Source organism: Pseudomonas sp. UBA7500, assembly GCF_002478435.1.
GTDB lineage: Bacteria > Pseudomonadota > Gammaproteobacteria > Pseudomonadales > Pseudomonadaceae > Aquipseudomonas > Aquipseudomonas palmensis.
On record NZ_DLNW01000018.1, the window covers coordinates 23,106 to 43,106 of the forward strand.

At 66.7% G+C, this 20,001-nt stretch carries 16 protein-coding genes and 1 pseudogene; 9 read left to right on the plus strand and 8 right to left on the minus strand.

Translation table 11 applies throughout. From position 1 onward, the window contains the following. The first annotated feature begins 6 nt into the window (after positions 1 to 6). From B4I46_RS08170 to B4I46_RS08180, 3 genes are read left to right on the plus strand one after another with little or no spacing between them, the layout of a single operon-like run. Positions 7 to 1,248: an ABC transporter permease subunit gene (locus B4I46_RS08170; RefSeq protein ID WP_100632635.1), complete on the plus strand. Its 1,242-nt coding sequence runs from the start codon at positions 7 to 9 to the stop codon at positions 1,246 to 1,248. Then, entirely contained in the window at positions 1,245 to 2,018 is a 774-nt protein-coding gene (locus tag B4I46_RS08175) for an ABC transporter ATP-binding protein (RefSeq protein ID WP_054914344.1), read from the plus strand. The genes B4I46_RS08170 and B4I46_RS08175 overlap by 4 nt, the downstream gene beginning before the upstream one ends. Before the next feature lie 2 nt (positions 2,019 to 2,020). Then, the gene (locus tag B4I46_RS08180) at positions 2,021 to 2,737 is read left to right on the plus strand and encodes an ABC transporter ATP-binding protein (protein WP_286899548.1); all 717 of its coding nucleotides are present in this window, start codon (positions 2,021 to 2,023) and stop codon (positions 2,735 to 2,737) included. 7 nt (positions 2,738 to 2,744) lie between these two features. Here the strand turns inward: B4I46_RS08180 and B4I46_RS08185 are convergent, their stop codons facing one another. Continuing rightward, on the minus strand, positions 2,745 to 3,419 hold the full coding sequence (locus B4I46_RS08185; RefSeq protein ID WP_229590201.1) for an SOS response-associated peptidase: 675 nt from the start codon (positions 3,417 to 3,419) through the stop codon (positions 2,745 to 2,747). 92 nt (positions 3,420 to 3,511) lie between these two features. Then, on the minus strand, positions 3,512 to 4,696 hold the full coding sequence (locus B4I46_RS08190) for an acyl-CoA dehydrogenase family protein (RefSeq protein WP_286899552.1): 1,185 nt from the start codon (positions 4,694 to 4,696) through the stop codon (positions 3,512 to 3,514). Positions 4,697 to 4,942: 246 nt separating this feature from the next. On the opposite strand from B4I46_RS08190, the gene B4I46_RS08195 reads away from it, so the two are divergent. Together B4I46_RS08195 and B4I46_RS08200 are read left to right on the plus strand one after the other, a co-directional pair. Then, the gene (locus B4I46_RS08195; protein WP_213085786.1) at positions 4,943 to 5,908 is read left to right on the plus strand and encodes an ABC transporter substrate-binding protein; all 966 of its coding nucleotides are present in this window, start codon (positions 4,943 to 4,945) and stop codon (positions 5,906 to 5,908) included. Between the two features lie 14 nt (positions 5,909 to 5,922). After that, positions 5,923 to 6,885, plus strand: a complete 963-nt coding sequence (locus tag B4I46_RS08200) for an aliphatic sulfonate ABC transporter substrate-binding protein (RefSeq protein ID WP_286899554.1) — start codon at positions 5,923 to 5,925, stop codon at positions 6,883 to 6,885. Between the two features lie 191 nt (positions 6,886 to 7,076). Here the strand turns inward: B4I46_RS08200 and B4I46_RS08205 are convergent, their stop codons facing one another. After that, positions 7,077 to 8,660: a rhodanese-related sulfurtransferase gene (locus B4I46_RS08205; RefSeq protein WP_286899556.1), complete on the minus strand. Its 1,584-nt coding sequence runs from the start codon at positions 8,658 to 8,660 to the stop codon at positions 7,077 to 7,079. Next, positions 8,657 to 9,265 (minus strand): cysteine dioxygenase, encoded by a 609-nt coding sequence (locus B4I46_RS08210; RefSeq protein WP_286899557.1) that lies wholly within the window; start codon positions 9,263 to 9,265, stop codon positions 8,657 to 8,659. The genes B4I46_RS08205 and B4I46_RS08210 overlap by 4 nt, the downstream gene beginning before the upstream one ends. 253 nt (positions 9,266 to 9,518) lie before the next feature. Here B4I46_RS08210 and B4I46_RS08215 point away from each other — a divergent pair, with 253 nt between their 5' ends. The 4 genes from B4I46_RS08215 to B4I46_RS08230 all read left to right on the plus strand — a co-directional run bounded on the left by B4I46_RS08215 (position 9,519) and on the right by B4I46_RS08230 (position 13,709). Beyond that, a complete protein-coding gene (locus tag B4I46_RS08215; protein ID WP_100632639.1) occupies positions 9,519 to 10,601 on the plus strand; it encodes an LLM class flavin-dependent oxidoreductase in 1,083 nt (360 codons plus the stop codon). An 83-nt stretch (positions 10,602 to 10,684) separates the two neighbouring features. Continuing rightward, on the plus strand, positions 10,685 to 11,185 hold the full coding sequence (locus B4I46_RS08220) for a tripartite tricarboxylate transporter TctB family protein (protein WP_235384379.1): 501 nt from the start codon (positions 10,685 to 10,687) through the stop codon (positions 11,183 to 11,185). Between the two features lie 10 nt (positions 11,186 to 11,195). After that, a complete protein-coding gene (locus B4I46_RS08225; RefSeq protein WP_043864035.1) occupies positions 11,196 to 12,698 on the plus strand; it encodes a tripartite tricarboxylate transporter permease in 1,503 nt (500 codons plus the stop codon). Positions 12,699 to 12,734: 36 nt separating this feature from the next. Further along, positions 12,735 to 13,709, plus strand: coding sequence for a Bug family tripartite tricarboxylate transporter substrate binding protein (locus tag B4I46_RS08230; protein ID WP_043864034.1), 975 nt, complete (start codon positions 12,735 to 12,737; stop codon positions 13,707 to 13,709). Positions 13,710 to 13,748: 39 nt separating this feature from the next. On the opposite strand, the gene B4I46_RS08235 is transcribed toward B4I46_RS08230, so the two are convergent. The 4 genes and pseudogenes from B4I46_RS08235 to B4I46_RS08250 form a co-directional block, all read right to left on the minus strand. Beyond that, positions 13,749 to 14,639 (minus strand): LysR family transcriptional regulator, encoded by an 891-nt coding sequence (locus B4I46_RS08235; RefSeq protein WP_286899563.1) that lies wholly within the window; start codon positions 14,637 to 14,639, stop codon positions 13,749 to 13,751. Between the two features lie 89 nt (positions 14,640 to 14,728). Beyond that, positions 14,729 to 17,128 (minus strand): annotated as a pseudogene (locus B4I46_RS08240) (response regulator). Positions 17,129 to 17,137: 9 nt separating this feature from the next. Then, positions 17,138 to 17,599, minus strand: coding sequence for a response regulator (locus B4I46_RS08245; RefSeq protein WP_043864031.1), 462 nt, complete (start codon positions 17,597 to 17,599; stop codon positions 17,138 to 17,140). Between the two features lie 18 nt (positions 17,600 to 17,617). Continuing rightward, positions 17,618 to 19,873: an ATP-binding protein gene (locus B4I46_RS08250; protein WP_054914354.1), complete on the minus strand. Its 2,256-nt coding sequence runs from the start codon at positions 19,871 to 19,873 to the stop codon at positions 17,618 to 17,620. Positions 19,874 to 20,001: the final 128 nt, after the last annotated feature.

The following is a 20,001-nucleotide window of genomic DNA, read 5'->3' on the forward strand; positions in this document are numbered from 1 at the left end:
ACGCACATGAAAAACCAAACCGCACAGTACCTGCTGCTGATCCTGGCGTTCGTGGCCTTGCCCTTCGTCGTCGACAGCATTCCGTTCCTGGGGCCCACCTGGGTACGCATCCTCGGCTTTGCCATGCTCTACGTGCTGCTGGCACTGGGCCTGAACATCGTGATCGGCTACGCCGGCCTGCTCGACATGGGCTACATCGGCTTCTACGCCATCGGCGCCTACCTGTACGCCTTGCTGGCCTCGCCGCACCTGAACATGGCCGGGCTGGTGGACGGCGTGCTGAACTGGCCGCTGTGGGTGATCATCCCGCTGGCAGCGATTGCCGCGGCCATCTGCGGGGTGCTGATCGGCGCCCCGGTGCTCAAGCTGCGCGGCGACTACCTGGCCATCGTGACCCTGGGCTTTGGCGAGATCATCCGCATCTTCATGAACAACCTCGACCAGCCGGTGAACATCACCAACGGGCCGCAGGGCATCAGCAACATCGCACCCTTGCACATCGACGGTGGGGCCTGGTCGCATGCCGCAGGGCAGGCGCCCGAGGCGCTGCTGTCGCTGCAGACCTCATGGAGCCTGTTCGGGCTCAAGGTCACCCCGGTGATCAGCTACTACCTGTTCTTCCTGGTGGTGGTGATCTTCGCCATCGTGCTGTCCAAGCGCCTCGAAGTCTCGCGCATCGGGCGGGCCTGGATGGCCCTGCGCGAGGACGAGGTGGCGGCCGAGGCCATGGGCCTGAACAAGCGCAACCTCAAGCTGCTGGCATTTGCCATGGGCGCGACCTTTGGCGGGGTGTCCGGGGTGCTGTTCTCCAGCTACCAGGGCTTCGTCAGCCCCGAGTCGTTCACCCTGATGGAGTCGATCATGGTGCTGGCGATGGTGGTGCTCGGCGGCATGGGCTCGATTCGCGGCGTGGTGCTGGGGGCGTTGATCCTGTCGGTGATGCCCGAGGTGTTCCGCGACCTGGTCAACTGGATACAGCCGTTCGTGATGGACAACGTGACCTTCGTCAGCCGCGAGGTGCTGCGCAACGTGCTGGATGCCTCGACCCTGCGCATGCTGGTGTTCGGCCTGGCGCTGATTCTGGTGATGCGCTACCGGCCCGAGGGCCTGTGGCCGTCCAACCGGCGCCGCGCCGAGCTGCATGACGGCGACCCCGAGCCCATCCCGGCGGCGACCGCGCTGAGCACCACGGTGCCCGCGAGCACGCCGGCCTTCGATCACCCGGCCCAACAGGCGGACAAGGTATGAGCGACGTATTACTGGAGCTGCGTTCGGTCAGCAAGTTCTTTGGCGGCCTGCAGGCCCTGCACGGCATCGACCTGTCGATCCGGCGCGGCGAGATCCGCGGCCTGCTGGGCCCCAACGGCGCGGGCAAGACCACCCTGTTCAACGTGCTTACCGGGCTGTACCGGGCCGAAGAGGGCAAGGTCGAATTCGACGGCAAGCCGCTGAACATCAGCAAGCCGCACAAGGTGGTGGAGGCGGGTATCTCGCGCACCTTCCAGAACATCCGGCTGTTCCACAACATGACCGCGCTGGAAAACGTGATGATCGGTCGCCATGTACGCACCCGCTGCGGGGTGTTCGGGGCCGTGTTCCGCACCCCGGCCTGCGTGCGCGAAGAGCGCGAGATTCGCCAGGCTGCGCGGCACTGGCTGGCCTACGTGGGCATCGGGCACCTGGCCGGGGAACTGGCCAAGAACCTCTCCTACGGCGACCAGCGGCGTCTGGAAATTGCCCGCTCGCTGGCCACTGAACCCTTGCTGATTGCCCTGGACGAACCGGCGGCCGGCATGAACGCCTCCGAGACCGAAGGCCTGCGCCAGCTGATGTGCAAGATGAAGGCCGACGGCAAGACGGTGCTGCTGATTGAGCATGACGTGAAGCTGGTGATGGGCTTGTGCGATCACGTCACCGTGCTGGAATTCGGCAGGAAGATCGCCGATGGCCTGCCGGCCGATGTGCAAAGGGATCCTCGGGTAATCGAGGCCTATCTGGGTTCGGAGGCGGTGGCCTGAACATGAAGAACATTCTTGAAGTACGCGACCTGCAGGTGGCCTACGGGGCCATCCAGGCGATCAAGGGCATCGACCTGCACATCCGCGAGGGCGAAATGGTCGCGCTGATCGGCGCCAACGGCGCCGGCAAGACCACCACCCTCAAGACCCTGGCCGGCCTGCTCAGCCCGGTGGCCGGGCAGATCACCTTCGATGGCAAGGCGCATGCGGCGATCAAGAGCTACGACCTGATCCGCCAGGGCCTGGCGCTGGTGCCGGAAGGCCGCGGGATCTTCCCCAAGCTGACGGTGTACGAAAACCTGGAGATGGGCGCGTTCTCGCGAACCGACGGCAAGGACGCGATCCAGGCCGATATCGAACGCATGTTCGGCATCTTCCCGCGGCTCAAGGAGCGCGCCTTTCAGCTGGCCGGCACCATGTCGGGCGGCGAGCAGCAGATGCTGGCGATTTCCCGGGCATTGATGGGCAGGCCCAAGCTGCTGTTGCTTGACGAGCCGTCGATGGGCCTGGCGCCGATCATCGTGCAGAAGATCTTCGAAACCATCGTCGAGGTGGTCAAGGGCGGCGTGACCCTGCTGCTGGTGGAGCAGAACGCCAGGCTTGCCTTGCAGACCTGCCAGCGCGCCTATGTGATCGATGGCGGGCGCATCGCGCTGCAGGGCCAGGCCAGCGACCTGCTGCACAACGAGCAGGTGCAGAAGGCGTACCTGGGCGAGTAGGCGCCGTTCAGGGGTGCCGGCGCTGCACCAGGGCCGGGCCCTGGTTGCGACTGTTGCCCACGGCGCTGTCCACGGGGTACCACTCGAACACCTGGGCGGGCTCGGCGAGGTCCAGCAGCAGCTGTTCGGCGTATGCCTTGGAGGTGGCGGGGTCCAGCCAGTGGCGTGCCGCATCTGCAGCCAGCACCACCGGGCGCCGGTCATGCACATCCAGCAGGCCGCCCTGGCTGTCGGCCGTGATGATCACGCAGCCGTCCTGTTCGCCGGGTGGGTCGCCCAGCTGGCCGATGGCCGCGCACAGGGCAGGGCGTCCATCGCGGCGGCGGATCAGGTAGGGCTGCTTCTTAGGCCCGCCTTCATCGACCCATTCGAACCAGTTGTCGACCGGCACGATCAGCCGGTGCGGCCAGATGGCGCGAAAGAACGGGCCGTGGGCCACCTTCTCGACGCGGGCATTGATCGGTGCCGGCTTGTCGCGCGCCCAGTGCGGCCGCCAGCCCCAGCGCAGCAGGTCGGCGTGCAGGGTGTCATGCTGCAGGCCGAGTACCGCCAGCTGGGTGGTGGGGGCCACGTTGTAGTGCCCAAGCGGCGCATCGCCCACGCGGTTGACTAGTGGGTTGGGCATGCTCAGGGCGTCCACGAACTCGTGGATGCCGTGGTACTGGCTCAGTCGTCCGCACATGTGCACCTCCGCCGGCAGGCCTGTTTGAGCATAGGCCGATTTGGTGGGCGGCGGTGCGTGGCCGGTCGGCCGCTGTCAGCCGGGGGCGAGGGTCACGGCGCTTCCTGGCTCAGCGCCGAGCGCCCGGCACTGTGGAACACCACGTCATCCTGCGGGGTGTGGATGCGGCTGCACAGCACGTTGCGGTAGTGCCGCTCCAGCGGGTTGTGCCGCGAAAGCCCTGGGTTGCCGCTGGCCTCGATGGCCAGCTCCACGGCCTGGATGGCGTTGTGCGTGACCAGTTGCTTGAGCTGCCCGGCGTGCTGCGCGGTGACCTGGCCGCTGGCCGCGGAGTCGAGCAGGTTGCGGTTGGCGAACAGCAGGGTATCGATGCGCCCGACCCGCTCCTGAAAGCGCGGCAGGCTGGCCAGCGGCTGGCCGAGGTTGGACGGCACCCGCTCGCGCAGGAAGCTCACCAGCCAGTCGCGTGCGGCCTGGGCCACGCCGTCGTAGAGGCTGGCCAGCAGCACCGCCATCCACAGCTGAGCTTCGCCATCGAGCTCGGCGCGCGGTGCGCTGGCCGGGCTGACGGCCACGGCGTGCTCCAGCGGCAGCAGCACATCGTCGAACTCGACGCGGTGGCTGCAGGTGGCACGCATGCCCAGGTGATCCCACTCATCGACGATGCGGATGCCGGGGCTGTCCTTGTGCACCAGAAAGCCACCCACCAGCGGGTCGGCATCGTCGCTGCGCGCCCACACCAGGTACCAGCTCAGGCCGTGGCTGCCGGTGGAGTAGAGCTTGGTGCCGGACAGGCGCCAGCCTTCGGCGGTACGCCGCGCGAGGGTCGCGGGCAGGCCGCCACGGGCCGGGGTGCCCAGCTCGGGTTCGACCCTGAAGGCATTGATCAGCGCGCCGTGCTCCACCGCTTCGCGGGCCAGGCGCTGGCGCAGCGACACCGGCCAGCGCTGGTCGTCCTGCAGGCGCACATGCTGCAGGTACTGCATGACCAGAATCAGTGCGGTGGAGGGCTCGCCCTTGGCCACGGCGGCCACCACCTTGCGCGCGGTGGCGAGGTCGGCACCGGCACCCCCCAGCTCGCGCGGCACGGTGAGCGCGAGCAGGCCATGGCGTTGCAGCAGGGCAAAGTTGGCGGTGGGGAAGGCACCGCTGCGGTCCACCTCGGCGGCGCTGGCGGCCAGCTCGCGGGTCAGGGTAAACAGCAGTGGGTCCAGGTCGGCCAGGGCAGGGGCCGACTCGATCGAACGGTACGGCGCGGCAATAGAAGACAGGCTCATCAGGCACTCATCGCAGAAAATCCAGGGAGCACCCGGGGGTGCCGTCATCCCGCCCCGAGTTGTGTGTGCAGATCGGCGGGCTTATGACCGTATGCGTTAAATTTTCTGATGTAAAATTCTTTATGGTTATAAGCTAATGGCGATAATTAAACGTTATTTGCATATTAGGATATTCATAAAATGCACTTCACTGATTTATGACGAGCCGGTAGAGTCGCTCTACAATCGCCTTCAGGAGTGCACTGCATGCCACCCATTTCACGACTTCTCGCCCTCGCTGGCGCCTTGCTGCTGGCCGGGCAGGTGCTGGCCGAACCGCGTATCGAACTGCGTATCGGCGACCAGAAGGGCAACATGCGTGCCCAGCTGGAGGCCGCCGACGGGCTGCGCGACCTGCCGTATGACATCAAGTGGGCGGAGTTTCCGGCTGCCGCGCCGCTGGCCGAGGCGCTCAATGCCGGCGCGGTGGACGCCGGCATCATCGGTGATGCGCCGCTGCTGTTCGCCCTGGCGTCCGGCGCGCAGGTCAAGGCGATTGCCGTGGACAAGTCCGACGCCTATGGCACAGCCGTGCTGGTGGACCCCGGGTCGGCGCTGCACGCGGCGGCCGACCTCAAGGGCAAGCGCATCGCCACCGGGCGCGGCTCGATTGGCCATTACGTGGCGCTCAAGGCGCTGGCCAGCGCGGGGCTGAGCGAGAAGGACGTCGAGTTCCGCTTCCTTGGCCCGGTGGATGCCAGGATGGCCCTGGCCAACGGTTCGGTGGATGCCTGGGCGACGTGGGAGCCCTACACCGCGCTGGCCGAAACCACCGGCCAGGGCCGGGTGCTGGTCAATGGTCGCGGCTTGTCCAGTGGCAACAGCTTTCTGGCGGCGACCGACAAGGCGTTGGCCGACCCGGCCCGGCGCGCGGCCCTGCAGGACTACCTGGCGCGCCTGGCCAAGGCCCAGGTGTGGGCCAACCAGAACCTGGACAGCTACTCCAAGACCCTGGCGCAGATCATCGGCTTCCCGCAGGACGCGGCCCGGCTGCAGTTCGAGCGTCGCCAGTTGCGCTGGCAGGTCGTGGACGCCGGCACCATCGCCGAACAGCAGGAAACCGCCGACTTCTACCAGGCCCACGGCCTGATTGCCCAACGTCTGGACGTGGCGCCGACCTTTGCCGGCGGCTTCGTGCTGCCCGCCAGGGTCGCCGTGACCCAGGCCCACTGACAGGAGCTGACCCCATGCAACCGTTCAAACGTCTGCGACAACTGGCCATCGGCGCGCTGCTTGGCGCCAGCCTGGTCGGTAGCGCCAGCGCGGGGCAAACCCTGCGCATCGGTTACCAGAAATCCTCGACGCTGCTGATTCTGCTCAAGGCCCAGGGTACGTTGGAGCAGCAGCTGGCGCAGCAGGGCATACAGGTCAGCTGGCATGAGTTCGCCAGCGGCCTGCCGCTGCTGGAGGCCTTGAACCTGGGCAATGTCGATGTGTCGGCGGATGTGGCCGACACCGTGCCGGTGTTCGCCCAGGCGGCGGGGGCGCGGCTGACCTATTTTGCCCGCGAGACACCATCGCCACTGGCCCAGGCCATTCTGGTGCCGGCGGATTCGCCGCTGCACAGCCTGGCGGACCTCAAGGGCAAGAAGGTAGCGGTGACCAAGGCCGCGGGGAGCCATTACCTGTTGATACAGGCCCTGGCCAGGGCCGGGTTGACCTTCAGCGATATCCAGCCGGCCTACCTGATCCCGGCCGATGGCCGTGCGGCGTTCGAGAACCGCAAGGTCGATGCCTGGGTCACCTGGGACCCGTTCGTGGCCAGCGCCCAGCGCCAGCAACATGCGCGGGTGCTGAGCGACGGGCAGGGGCTGGCCAGTTACCAGCGTTACTACCTGGCGGGCAGCGATTACGCCAAGGCGCATCCGCAGGTGCTTGAAACCGTGTTCGGTGCGTTGCAGAAGGCGGGGCAGTGGACCAAGGCCAACCCTACGCAGGCGGCGCAGGTGCTGGGGCCGTTGTGGGGCAACCTGGATGTGGCCACGGTGGAGCAGGCCAATGCGCGGCGCAGTTACGACGTGCAGTTGGTGAAGCCGGAGCATCTGGCCGAACAGCAGCAGATTGCCGATGTGTTCTTTGCCCAGGGCCTGTTGCCGTGCAAGGTGGATGCGGCGGCGGTGTCGTTGTTCGAGCCGGTGGCAGGGCGCTGATTGCGGCTCGGCGGCTGGGGGCTGCCTGATCCACGGTGGGTTCAGGTTGTACGAGCGCTTCGCGCTCGATTCGCCGGCAAGGCCGGCGCCTACTGTGCTTGTGCCCGAAGGGCGCAGGAGCGGGCCTTGCCCGCACCTGCGTATGCGGCCTGTCGGCCAGGGGCAGACCTCATACGGTCTGCTCAAGAGGTTCAGATCACCCGGAACCCATGGGTGCCATCACGCCCCAGCTGCGCCACCAACCCGAACTCCCAATCCAGGTACCCCTGCATCGCCTCACGCGGGTTGTCGGTGCCTTCATACGGCCGGCGGTAACGGTCGCTGCGCGGCACTGCCAGGTGCGTCTCGCCCGACTCCAGCGGCCGCCCCTCGGCAATCCAGCGGCCCGTACCACCCTCCAGCACGAACACCGGCACTCGGGTCAGGCGTTGCAGGTCCTGCGCCGCAAACCGCGCCAGCAAGCTGCTGCCGCAGGTCAGCACGTAACGTCCCGCCACCGGCAAGCGCTCCAGTGCCTGCTCCAGCTGTGCCCTGATCGCCCAGTGCGCACCCGGTATGTGCCGCTGCACGTAATTGGCACTGGTGGTGAAGTCGAGCAGCACCGTGTCGGCGTCCGCCTGCCACTGCACCAACTGCTCGGGGTCGATGGTCGAAGGCTGCGGCAACGCCGGCAACGGCGGCTGCCAATCACCCGTTTCGCTGAAGTCGCCTGCGCCCAAGCCATCGAGCACCGCCACCTCCCAGCCCATCTGCGCCAACCACGACGCACTCATGTTGGCACGCACGCCATCGTCATCGATCAGCACGATGCGCGCCCCGCGCACACTGGCCACATGGTCGGTTTCCTGCACCATCTGACCACCCGGTGTCGAGCGGCTGCCTGGCAGGTGGCCCCGGGAAAATTCCTCGGGGGTGCGCACATCGAACACATAAGTACTGCGATCGGCCTGGGCGCGCCACGCCGCCAGCGTCTGGCTGTCCGCACGCACGACGCCGGCCTTGTCGGCCACGGCACGGGCCTGTTCGGCGGCGCGCTGCCGGTTGGCCGGGCTCACGTCGCCAAAGCGCCGCGATTGGCCATGGGCCAGGGTCTGCCCCGCCAATGTCCAGCCAATGGTGCCGTTGCGCAAAGCCGATACCGGGTTGGGAATGCCGGCGTTGACCAGCGACTGGGTGCCGATGATGCTGCGGGTGCGCCCGGCGCAATTGACGATCACGCGGGTGGCCGGGTTCGGTGCCAGCTCGGCTACCCGCAGCACAAGTTCGGCACCCGGCACGCTGATGCCGCCCGGAATGCTCATGGTCTGGTATTCGTCGAAGCGACGCGCATCCAGCACCACCACGTCGGCCTTTTCGTTCAGCAGCGCCTGCACTTCTTCGGCCGCCAGCGAAGGGGTGTGGCGCTGGCTTTCCACCAGTTCGCCAAACGCCTTGCTCGGTACGTTCACATCCTGGAACAGCTCGCCGCCGGCCTCGCGCCAGCCGGCCAGGCCGCCTTCGAGCAGGGCCACGTCGCTGTAGCCAAGTTGACCCAGGCGCTGGAGCGCAATCTGCGCCAGGCCCTCGCCATCGTCATACACGGTGATCGGTGTATCGCGCCGGGGCACTCGCGCGTAGATTTCGATTTCAAGCCTGGACAGCGGGATGTTGGCCGCGAACAGCGGATGTTCCACGGCGAAGGGCGCTTCTTCGCGCACATCGATCAGGGCCAGTTCATGCCTGGCCAGCAAGTGCTGGCGCAGGTGGGCGTAGGTGCGGGTGGTCGGGGTGCTCATGGCGCAAGGTTCTCTTTTGACAGGTCCCACAGATTGGGCAGTTGGGTGTTGGAATAACCGGAAATGAAGGGTTTCTCGCTGCCGTCGGCCAGGTACACGGCACGCCTGACCGCGCCGATGTTGGCGCCGTACACGTGGATGCTGATCGACACCTGGTCGTCGAAGGCATTGCTGACCTGATGGATGTCGCCGATGCGCGGCGACACCGCCTCGACCTGGCCGCGCTCGAGGCGCACCGGGCTGCCGGACGGCAGCAGCGCGCCGTGCTCGTTGCGGGCAAACCCCTGGGCGTATTCGGCGCCGCGCAGCATGCCGATCAGGCCCCATACCCGGTGGTCGTGGACCGGCGTGGTCTGCCCAGGCCCCCACACGAAGCTGACGATGGAGAAGCGCTGGCGCGAATCGCAGTGCAGCAGGTACTGCTGATAGCGTTCGGGGCTGGGCTGGGCCAGCTCTGGCGGCAGCCAGTCGTCATGGGCCACCAGTTGCTGCAACAGGCGCTGGCCATCATCGAGAAGGGTCGCTTCATCGGTTTCTCGGTCGAGCAGGCTGGCCAGTTCGTCGATGAACTGACGCAAGCGGTCCAGGCGAAGGGGGTCGGTCATGGTCGGGGCTCTGGCTACGGTTTCGAATCACCCTAGCAACCGCCTGATGATTCTCAAAATTCAAATTGAGCATAAGCTAATATGCGCAAAGTGAATTTTAAAGCTGTTTCGATATAAATCATTTTTTATATTAGGTTATGCCTAAAATGAATTTCACAAGGGGTGGCGGGCTCGGTAGCTTATAAGCGTTCGTTTTGAAGAAAGAACCTTCTATAACCAATAAGCTTTCTTCGCCCTCTTCAAGGAGCCCCCCATGAGCGTTCAATTCATCGGCATGATCGGCCACCGCCTGTCTTCGGAGACCCTCGATCCGGCTGGCCCGATCTTCGACAAGGCGTACATCACCCGTTTTGCCCAGGTGCACGAGCAGGCAGGCTTCGACCGGATTCTGGTGGGGTACTGGTCGGATCAGCCCGACGGCTTTCTGGTCACGGCCCTGGCCGGGCTGGCGGCGCCGCGTATCGGCTTTCTGCTGGCGCATCGCCCCGGCTTCGTGGCGCCGACCCTGGCCGCGCGCAAGCTGGCAACCCTCGATCACCTGCTCGACGGACGCCTGGCGCTGCACGTGATCAGTGGCGGCAATGACGGCGAGCAACGCAAGGACGGCGACTACCTCGACCACGACCAGCGCTATGCGCGCAGCGACGAGTTTCTGGAGGTGGTGCGCAAGGTCTGGACCGAAGACACCCCCTTCGATCATCACGGCACCTTCTACCAGGCGCAGAACGCCTTCTCCGCCATCAAGCCTGTGCAAAAGCCGCACCTGCCGGTGTTCTTCGGTGGTTCTTCGGCGGCGGCCCTGGAAGTGGCCGGCAAGCATGCCGATGTGTTCGCGCTGTGGGGCGAGTCGCTGGAGCAGACCCGCGAAACCATTCAGGCAGTACGTGCCCAGGCGGCCTTGCACGGGCGCCAGGTGCAGTTCAGCGTGTCGTTCCGGCCGATCATCGCCGATACCGAAGCTGCGGCCTGGGCCAAGGCCGATGCCATTCTCGATACCGCTCGCCAGCGCCTGGAGCGCGCCGGCCCGGTGGTGGCCAACAAGCCGCAGAGCGTCGGTGCGCAGCGCCTGCTGGACACCGTGGCGCAAGGCGAGCGCGTGGATGAGCGCCTGTGGACCGGTATGGCCGCACTGGTTGGCGGTGGGCACAACTCCACCGCGCTGGTGGGAACCCCCGAGCAGGTGGCCGATGCCTTGCTGGCGTACTACGACCTGGGCGTGACCACCTTTCTGATTCGCGGGTTCGACCCGATCAACGACGCCGCCGACTACGGCCGCGAGCTGATCCCGCTGACCCACGCCAAGGTCGCGGCGCGCCAGGCACAACGCAGCGCCTGAACGGCGCAGCTACCCCAACCCCACCCCGAGACCGCACGCGCGGATCGCCTTGCCTTGTGCCGTACCGGCACCTGGAGACCTGCGTGCGAGATGCTCTGCAACGGGCCGCCACTGCGCGCCCGCATTCCCTGACCCTGAACCTCGATGCCCGCGAAGTGCTGGCCGGCTGCCTGTTCCTGGGCTTCGGCCTGACCGGGCTGCTGGTGGGCAGCGCCTATGCCAGCGGCACGGCGATGCGCATGGGCGCAGGCTACTTTCCCTGGCTGGTGAGCCTGGCCCTGTGCGGGCTGGGCGTCGCCTTGCTGGTGCGCGGCCTGTGGCTGGGCCGCGAGAAGGTCACGCTGGACGGGTTGTTCATCGTCCGCCCGGCGCTGGCCATCAGTGCCAGCGTGGTGGCGTTCGCGCTGCTGCTGCCCAGCCTTGGCCTGGCGCTGGCGACCCTGTGCATGACGCTGCTCAGCGGCCTGGGCCGGCACAAGGCGCACCTGGGCGAACTGCTGGCGGTGGGCAGCGCGCTGGGGCTGTTCAGCGTGCTGGTGTTCGGCTACGGGCTGGGCCTGAACCTGCCGGCCTGGCCTGTCTGAGGAGTGACCCATGGAGCTGTTGGCACACCTGGGTATCGGCCTTGAAGCCGCCTTCACCCTGAACAACCTGCTGTACTGCCTGATCGGTGTGACCCTGGGCACGCTGGTGGGGGTGCTGCCCGGCCTGGGGCCGGTGGCCACCATCGCCATGCTGCTGCCGATCACCTACGGCCTGAGCCCGGCCGCGGCATTGATCATGCTGTCGGGCATCTATTACGGCGCCCAGTACGGCGGCTCGACCACGGCGATCCTGGTCAACCTGCCGGGCGAGTCGTCCTCGGTGGTGACCTGTCTGGACGGCCATGCCATGGCACGCAAGGGCCGGGCCGGGGCGGCCCTGGCCATTGCCGCGATCGGTTCGTTCATCGCCGGCAGCCTGTCGATCCTGCTGCTGGCCGCTGCTGCCGCACCGCTGGCCGAGGTGGCGCTGAAGTTCGGCCCGGCCGAGTACTTCTCGCTGATGCTGCTGGGCCTGGTGGCCGCCGTGGTGCTGGCCCAGGGCGACGTGCTCAAGGCCGTGGCCATGACCCTGCTGGGGCTGCTGCTGGGCCTGGTGGGCACCGACGTGAATTCCGGGGTGGAGCGCTTTACCTTCGGCCTGCCCCAGTTGAGCGACGGCATCAGTTTCGTGGTGATCTCGATGGGCATCTTCGGCATCGCCGAAATCATCGCCAACCTGGAGCGCAGCCGCGGTCAGCCGCCCCAGGTGGCGCGGGTCGGCAGCCTGATGCCGACCCGCGAAGACTACCGGCGCAGCTGGAAGCCGATGCTGCGCGGCACCGGCCTGGGCGCGGTGCTGGGCGTGCTGCCGGGGGGCGGGGCGATGCTGGGCGCGTTTGCCTCGTACATGGTCGAAAAGCGTATCGCCAGGCACCCCGAGCGCTTCGGCCAGGGCGCCATCGAGGGCGTGGCCGGGCCGGAGTCTGCCAACAACGCCGGGGCGCAGACCTCGTTCATCCCGATGCTGGTGCTGGGCCTGCCTTCCAACGCGGTGATGGCGCTGATGGCCGGGGCCATGATGATCCACGGCATCGTGCCGGGCCCGCAGGTGATCGACGAGCGCCCCGAGCTGTTCTGGGGGCTGATCGTGAGCATGTGGATCGGCAACCTGTTGCTGCTGGTGCTCAACCTGCCGCTGGTGGGGATCTGGGTGCGGCTGCTGTCGGTGCCGTACCGCCTGCTGTACCCGTCGATCCTGCTGTTCTGCTGCATTGGCGTGTACAGCGTCAACAACAGCCTGTTCGACGTGCTGCTCACGGTGGCGTTCGGGTTGCTGGGCTACCTGTTCATCAAGCTGCGCTGCGAGCCGGCGCCACTGCTTCTGGGCTATCTGCTCGGCCCGTTGATGGAGGAGAACCTGCGCCGGGCGATGCTGCTGTCGCGGGGCGACCCCACGGTGTTCGTCACCCGGCCATTGAGCCTGACCCTGTTGATTCTGTGCGTGCTGGCGGTGGGGCTGATGCTCATCCCGCGGGTGCGCGCCACGCGCCATGTGGCCTTCAGTGAAGACTGAGGGCTGCTTCAACCCTGACTGTTCCAGGACCTTTGCATGAAAATCATCCTACCGCTCAAGTTTGCCCTGGCCGCACTGGCCCTGGGCGTTGCCGCACTGGCCCAGGCCGATACCTACCCGAGCCGCGCCGTGACCCTGGTGGTGCCGTTCCCGCCGGGCGGTGCTGCCGATACCGTGGGGCGCTACTACGCCGAGCAGTTGTCGGCCTCGTTGGGCCAGCCGGTGGTGGTCGACAACAAGCCCGGTGCCGGCACCGCAATCGCCGCCGAGGCGGTGGCCAAGGCCAAACCCGATGGCTACACGCTGTCGCTGGCCACCGCCGGGCAGCTGACCATACTGCCCAACCTGCAGAAGGGCCTGCGCTACGACCCGCTGCAGGACTTCACGCCCGTGGCGGTGCTGGCCTCGGTGCCCAACGTGGTGGCCGTACCGGCTGCCAGCAAGGTCGACACGCTGCAGGCGCTGATCGACCAGGCCAAGGCGCGCCCGGGCGCGTTGAGCTATTCGTCGTGCGGCAACGGCACCCTGTGCCACCTGTCCGGGGAGTTGCTGAAGAACCTGGCGGGCATCGACCTGCTGCACGTGCCGTACAAGGGCAGTGCGCCGGCGGTCACGGCGGTGCTGGGCGGCGAGGTGGATGTGGCGGTGGATACCCTCACCGTGCTGGCCCCGCAGATCCAGGCCGGCAAGCTCAAGGGGCTGGTGCTCAGCAGCGCGCAGCGCTCGCCGTTGCTGCCAGGGGTGCCGAGTGCCAGCGAGGCAGGCCTGCCGGGGTTCGAGGCATCGGGCTGGTTCGGCCTGGTGCTGCCCAAGGGCGCTTCGCCGCAGCTGGTCGAGCAGTTGAGCGCGGCGATTGCCGCGATTGCCCAGGCGCCGCAGACCGCCGAGCGGTTCGCGCAGAACGGGATCAGCGTCGAGCACAGTACCCCGGCGGGGTTTGCCAAGCTGATCGCCGATGACGGCGCACGGTGGGGCGAGGTGATCCGGGCGGGTAACATCACGCTGGAGTGAGGCCCGCTGCCTTGGCTGATGCGGGGCAGGGCGGGGCTGCTACAGCGCCAGCTGCTGCGCCGTGACGCTGCCGAACAGCTCCACCGGCTCCTGCAGGTTGCCCAGGTAGCTGGGGTAAAACAGCCACAGGTCGACCTGGGGCTTGAAGTCGCTGACGTTGACCACTTCAAGCAGGTCGCGATGACGGCTGGCGGCCAGCAGCGGCTCGGGCACCAGCCCCAGGCCCTGGCCGTTGGCGACCAGGCCCAGTTGCAGTTCGGTGCCGAAGGTTTCCAGGTTGATCTGCAGCGACAGCCCCTGCTCGCTCAAGGCGCGCTGCAAGCCGGCGCGAAACCCGCAGCCATCGGGGTTGAGCACCCAGCCCTGGCTGTAGCAGTCCTTGAGCTTGTAGCTGCGCTTGCTGGCGCTGCCCTTGGCGGCCACCACCCGCAGGTGCATGCGGCCGATGGAACGGCTGGCGATACCTTCGGGGAAGATCTTGCCGGAGGGGAACAGCGCGGCGGCCGCATCCAGCTCGCCGTTTTCCATCCTGGCGATCAGCGCGCTGCCCCAGCCGCTGGCGACCTGGGTCCGCAGCTCGGGGTAGGCCTGGCGAATCTGCGCCAGGGCATCGAGCAGCACCACATCGCCGATGGTCTGCGGCACGCCCAGGCGCAGGGTACCGCTGGGCGAGCCGTGGCTGGCCACCAGCTCGCGCAGGGTGTCGATCTCGCGCAGGATGGCCTTGCACTGTTCGTACACGCGCCAGCCCATGGGCGTGGGCTTGAGCGGCTTGGTGTTGCGGTCGAGCAGGTTGGCGCCCAGGTCTTCCTCGAAGTTCTGCACGCGTCGTGTGATGGCCGGCTGCGTCAACTGCAGCGACTGCGCCGCAAGGTTGGTCGACTGGCAGCGGATGACGGCGACGAAGGCGTCCATGTCATCGATCTTCATATTCGGCTCTCACATAGTCTGGCGTTGAAAAATGTCATTCAAGAATAATCTTTTTTGCTCGGCCAGGTAGAAAGCGTGTACAGGTTTTTTCAACGCGCCAGCGCTGCCCAGATCTTGCTGCGCAAGTCGCGCTCGCTGAACGGCTTCTGGATCACCGTCGAATGGCTCAGCCCCAGCACGTCGGTATTGGCATAGCCAGTCACGAACACCACCGGCAACTGCGGGTAGGAGCGCTTGACCAGGGCCGCCAGCTCGCCGCCGGTCATGCCCGGCATGGCGTAGTCGGTCAGCAGCAGGTCGATCTCGGGGCTCAGCATGTTCAGTGCATCCGGGCCGTTGCGCGCCTGCACCACCTTCAGGCCAAACGATTCCAGCAAGGTGGCCGTGAGGGTACGCACGGTGCTGTCATCGTCCACCAGCAGGATGGTCGAGCCCAGCGGCTGATGCGGTTCACTCACCGGCGCAGGGCTGGGCAGCACGGCCACGGCGTCGCCCTGGATCCGCGGCAGGTACACGCTGACCGTGGTGCCGACATCCAGGGTGGTTTCGATGCGCACCCCGCCACCGGACTGCTTGGCGAAACCGAACACCTGGGCCAGCCCCAGCCCCGATCCATGCCCGACCGGCTTGGTGGTGAAGAACGGCTCGAAGGCCCTGAGCAGGGTGTCCTCGTTCATGCCGCTGCCCTAGTCGACGATGGAGAACACCACGTAGTGGCCGGGTTCCGGGTCTTCGGGCCGCAGGGGCGCGGCCTCCACGGTGACGTTGTGGGTACGCAGCAGCACCGAGCCGGGCCCGTTGGCCATGGCGTCGCGGGCGTTGATGATGAGGTTGAGGATGATCATCTCGGTCTGGGTCAGGTCCGCCGAGGCGGTCCACAGGTCCGGGGCCAGCGACATCTCTACCCAGATATTGGCCCCCAGCGCCTTGTTCAGCAGGCTCTGCATGCCGCGCACGGTGGCGTTCAGGTCCACCGGGCGCGGTTGCAGGCGCTGGCGGCGCGAGAACGACAGCAGCTGGGCCGTGAGCCGGGCGCCACGTTCACCGGCATCGGTGATGTGTTCCAGCCGGGTGCGGGCCTTGTCCAGGTTGCCGCGGGCAATGTCGCGCGTGGCAAAGGTCGCGCTGGTGAGGATCACCGTGAGCAGGTTGTTGAAGTCGTGGGCCACTCCAGCCGTCAGCTGGCCGACCACTTCCAGGCGCTGCATCTGCTGCAGCGTGGCTTCCACGCGTTCCTTCTCGTCGATCTGTTCGCGCAGGCGCTTGTTGGTGGCGGCCAGTTCCTCGACCACCGCACGCTCATCGGTGATGTCGCGCACGGCGGCGTACATCAGGCCGTTCTCCGGCACGATGGTCCAGGACAGCCACCGGTAGTCGCCGTTGGCGTGGCGCATGCGGTTGACGAAGCGGGTCGATACGTTGCCGCTGGCGATGCTGCGGGTTTCCTTGATGGTGGCGTCCAGATCGAGGGGGTGGATCAGCTCCCACAGGCGCAGGCTGCCGATCTGGTCCCGCGACCAGCCCAGCGCCGCCTCCCAGGCCGGGTTGAAGTTGATCGGGGTCATGTCGAAGCGCAGCACCCCCAGCAGTTCACGCGACAGCTCCCAGGTGCGGTCGCGCTCGCGGGTGCGTTGCTCTACGCGCTCGCCCAGGGTTTCGGTCAACTGCACCAGGGCCTGGGTGGCGACCTTGCGCTCGCTGATGTCCTGCATCACCCCGCTGAAACGCACGCAACGGCCATCCTTGAACAGCGAACGGCCGTTGGAGTTGATCCAGCGCAGGCGACCGCCCGACAACTGCACGCGGTATTCGGCATGGAACACCGATTCGCAGCTCAGGGCCTGCTCGACCTTGGCCCGCAGCATAGCCCGGTCGTCGGGGTGGCAGTGCTCCAGCACCTGGTCAAGGTGCAGGTTGCAGCTGGGCGTGACTTCGTACAGGGCGCGGCAGCGCTCGTCCCACAGCACCGAGCCGCTGGGCACGCTCAGTTCCCACACGCCCATCTCGGCAGCCTGGATGGCCAGGCGGGCGCGGGTCTCGACCTCTTCGAGGGCGTTTTCCGCAGCGCGGCGCTTCTCGCGTTCGCGCACTTCGAGCACGGCGCGGCGGATGGCCTTGGGCAGCACCTTGAGGTTCTGCTTGAGCACGTAGTCGACCGCGCCCAGGCGCATGGTCTCCACCGCCTGCTGTTCGCCGAAGATGCCGGACAGGAAGATGAACGGCGTTTCCGGGGCCGCCCGCTGGGCCACCTCGAGCACCTGGATGCCCGACGAGGAGGGCAGCAGGTAGTCGCACACGATCACGTCGAAGGTGTGCTGCTGCATGGCCTCGCAGGCGCCGATGTGATCGTGCACCACCACCGGGTCGACCTGCAGGCCATAGCGCTCCAGCGTCAACAGCGTGAGCTCGACGTCGTGGGTGCTGTCTTCGATCAGCAGCAGCTTTATTCTGGGGAGCGGCGTCGGCGCTCCGGGCTCTCGTCTAGGCATGTCTTGTCATCATGACTTGGGGCGACGCACGACCCGGGTGGAACCGGGCGGTGGCTCGTTGAGCACGGCCCAGAAAATCCCCAGGTCGGAGATGGCGCCGACGAACTCCTTGAACTCCACGGGTTTGACCACGTAGGCATTCACGCCCAGCTGATAGGCGCGGTCCAGGTCCGGCTCTTCGCGGGACGAGGTCAGCATCACCACCGGAATGCTGCGCAGGTCGGCCGAGTCGCGCACCTGTTCGAGCACCTCCAGGCCATCGACCTTGGGCAGCTTGAGGTCGAGCAGCAGCACTGCCGGGTTGCCTTGCGGGCGGTCGGCATGGCTGTTCCTGCGGAACAGGTAGTCCAGCGCCTCGGCGCCGTCGCGTACCACGATCACCTCGTTGGCCAGCTGGCTGCGCTCGAGCGCGAGCAGGGTCAGTTCGAGGTCGTTGGGGTTGTCTTCTACCAGGAGTATCGGTTTGAGCATGGAGCGCCCTCGTGTGGGTCATGCAGTGGGCATGAGGGTTTTCTTTGGAAGTGAAAAATAGAACGTCGCGCCCTGGTCCGGGACACCGTGGGCCCATACCGTGCCACCATGGCGCTCGATGATGCGCCGCACATTGGCCAGGCCGATGCCGGTGCCTTCGAACTCTTCCATGCGGTGCAGGCGCTGGAACACGCCGAACAGCTTGTTGGCGTACTGCATGTCGAAGCCGACGCCGTTGTCGCGCACGCTGATCACGTGGGCGTCGTCGCGTTCCTGCACGTCGACCTCGATCAGCGCCACCGGCCGGCCGCGGGTGTACTTGATGGCGTTGGCGATGAGGTTGCGCAGGGCCAGGTGCAGGAAGGCCGGGTCGGCCACCACGATCGGCAGGGCGTTGAAGGTCCAGCGGATGTCGCGGCCCTCGTAGTCGGGCAGCATCTCCAGCTTGATGGAGGCGACCATCGCCGACAGGTTGACGTCGGACAGGTGCATGGCGCACCGGCCCATCTGCGAGAAGCTCAGCAGGTTGTCCACCAGGGTGCCGGCGAACTTGGCGGAGTTCTCGATGGTGCCCAGAAAGCGCAGGCTGCGCTCGGACATGTTGGCGCCTTCGGCATCGCTGAGCAGCTCGGCGTAGCCGGCGATATGCCGCAGCGGCGCGCGCAGGTCGTGGGAAACGCTGTAGGAGAAGGCTTCCAGTTCCTTGTTGGTCTTTTCCAGGGATTCGGACAGTTGCGCCAGTTCTTCGGCCTTGCGCAGCACGATGCCGAGGATGGCCTGGCGCAGCTCCTGCACGCCCTCGATTTCGCTGGGGTCCCAGGGGGTCGAGAAACCTTCGACGATCTGCTGCCACTGCTCGAAGCTTTCGCGCGGGTTCAGCGAGCCGCTCTGGGCGATGCTTTTTTCCGGGCGGCCGGCCCAGTGCACCACCTGGGACTGCTGGGGTTTGAACCAGATCAGGTAATGCGGGTGCAGTTCGGAAATGGACACGGCAAGGATGCCGCTGGCCATGTCGGCCAGCCCTGCCAGGTGCGGGATATCGCGCCCGGCGTTGTCGGTATGGAACACCTCGGCGTCGCCGCGGGCGGTCAGCCAGCCCACCAGGGCCATGATCCGCGCCTGGGGCGGGGTGTGCCCGTAGGTGTCGCAGCCGGTGCTGGACACCACTGCGGCACCGGCGGCGCCGACGAAGTCGGTGAAGATGTCGGGCAGGGCGCGCAGGCCCAGGCGCACGCTGTCCTGGTCGGCGATGGCGCCCAGCAGCTGCACGATGCGCTGGCGGATCTCGAGCATGCGCGCGTGGCGCAGGTGGGCTTCGCGGGTCTCGATCTGCAGCGACAGCACCCGGCCCAGCAGTTCGCAGGCAGTACGCACCTGAAAGCTCACGCTGCGCGGGGTGCGGTGATGACACGACACCAGCCCCCACAACCGGCCCTCGACCACGATGGAAACCGACATCGAGGCCCAGGTCTGCATGTTGCGCATGTATTGCAGGTGCACGGGCGAGACGCTGCGCAGGGTCGAGAAGCTCAGGTCCAGGGGTTGGCCGGTGAGCAGGTTGGCGGCCGGCAGCAGGCGCGCCGGCTGGTAGTCGGCATCCTCGATCACGCGGATGCGGTTGGCACAGTACAGCGCCCGGGCCTGCGCCGGGATGTCCGAAGCAGGGAAGCACAGGCCCTTGTAGCTGGGGTAGTCGTCGTCGACCAGTTCGGCGTTGACCAGCCCGTTGCCCTCGGTGTCGAAGCGGTAGGACTTGACCCGGCCGAACCCGGTCAGGCGCTTGATCACGCGCACCGCCCGCTCGCACAGCTCGTCGATGCTCTCGCTGTCCGGTGCGCCGCCAACGAAGGAGCGCACCAGCGGGTACAGGCGCGAGCTCGGCGCCGGCACAGCGGCCGGGCGCTGGAATTCGGCGATCAGCACCTGGTCGTGGCGGTGCAGCATCATCGGCAGGCGCTGCGCCTGCTGGCCGATCAGAAACTGTACGTCGGCCACGTGATAGGGCTGGGACTGGTCTTCGTCGAGTTCGCCCAGCTGCTCGACGAAACTGCAACCGTCCTGCACCACCGCATCGAAATGCACGCCCAGCAAGGCGTCGATCTCCACCCCCAGCCAGTCCGGCAGGTTCTCGCTGACCTGGCGGATCAACATGGCCGGCTCCTGCACCACGACCATGAACCCCTGGGGCTGAATGCTGCCGGGGGTACGGATCTGTTCACGGGCGCAGTTGGCCAGGGCGATCTGGAAAGCGTCGCTGGGGTGGGTGGTGGTCACAAGATCCCTCCTGAAGGCGTGTTGGCAGGCCGTGCAGGGGAAGGGCACAAGCGATCCCGGCCAAGTGTAGAAAGCGCGGACAAGGTATCAAATCCTGTGGTTTCACGATGCTAAAACTGATCCTTAGC

Coding starts and splice junctions, on each gene's coding strand:
- B4I46_RS08170 (WP_100632635.1), top strand. CDS start 7: ATGAAAAACCAAACCGCACAGTACCTGCTGCTGATCCTGGCGTTCGTG.
- B4I46_RS08175 (WP_054914344.1), top strand. CDS start 1,245: ATGAGCGACGTATTACTGGAGCTGCGTTCGGTCAGCAAGTTCTTTGGC.
- B4I46_RS08180 (WP_286899548.1), top strand. CDS start 2,021: ATGAAGAACATTCTTGAAGTACGCGACCTGCAGGTGGCCTACGGGGCC.
- B4I46_RS08185 (WP_229590201.1), bottom strand. CDS start 3,419: ATGTGCGGACGACTGAGCCAGTACCACGGCATCCACGAGTTCGTGGAC.
- B4I46_RS08190 (WP_286899552.1), bottom strand. CDS start 4,696: ATGAGCCTGTCTTCTATTGCCGCGCCGTACCGTTCGATCGAGTCGGCC.
- B4I46_RS08195 (WP_213085786.1), top strand. CDS start 4,943: ATGCCACCCATTTCACGACTTCTCGCCCTCGCTGGCGCCTTGCTGCTG.
- B4I46_RS08200 (WP_286899554.1), top strand. CDS start 5,923: ATGCAACCGTTCAAACGTCTGCGACAACTGGCCATCGGCGCGCTGCTT.
- B4I46_RS08205 (WP_286899556.1), bottom strand. CDS start 8,660: ATGAGCACCCCGACCACCCGCACCTACGCCCACCTGCGCCAGCACTTG.
- B4I46_RS08210 (WP_286899557.1), bottom strand. CDS start 9,265: ATGACCGACCCCCTTCGCCTGGACCGCTTGCGTCAGTTCATCGACGAA.
- B4I46_RS08215 (WP_100632639.1), top strand. CDS start 9,519: ATGAGCGTTCAATTCATCGGCATGATCGGCCACCGCCTGTCTTCGGAG.
- B4I46_RS08225 (WP_043864035.1), top strand. CDS start 11,196: ATGGAGCTGTTGGCACACCTGGGTATCGGCCTTGAAGCCGCCTTCACC.
- B4I46_RS08230 (WP_043864034.1), top strand. CDS start 12,735: ATGAAAATCATCCTACCGCTCAAGTTTGCCCTGGCCGCACTGGCCCTG.
- B4I46_RS08235 (WP_286899563.1), bottom strand. CDS start 14,639: ATGAAGATCGATGACATGGACGCCTTCGTCGCCGTCATCCGCTGCCAG.
- B4I46_RS08245 (WP_043864031.1), bottom strand. CDS start 17,599: ATGCTCAAACCGATACTCCTGGTAGAAGACAACCCCAACGACCTCGAA.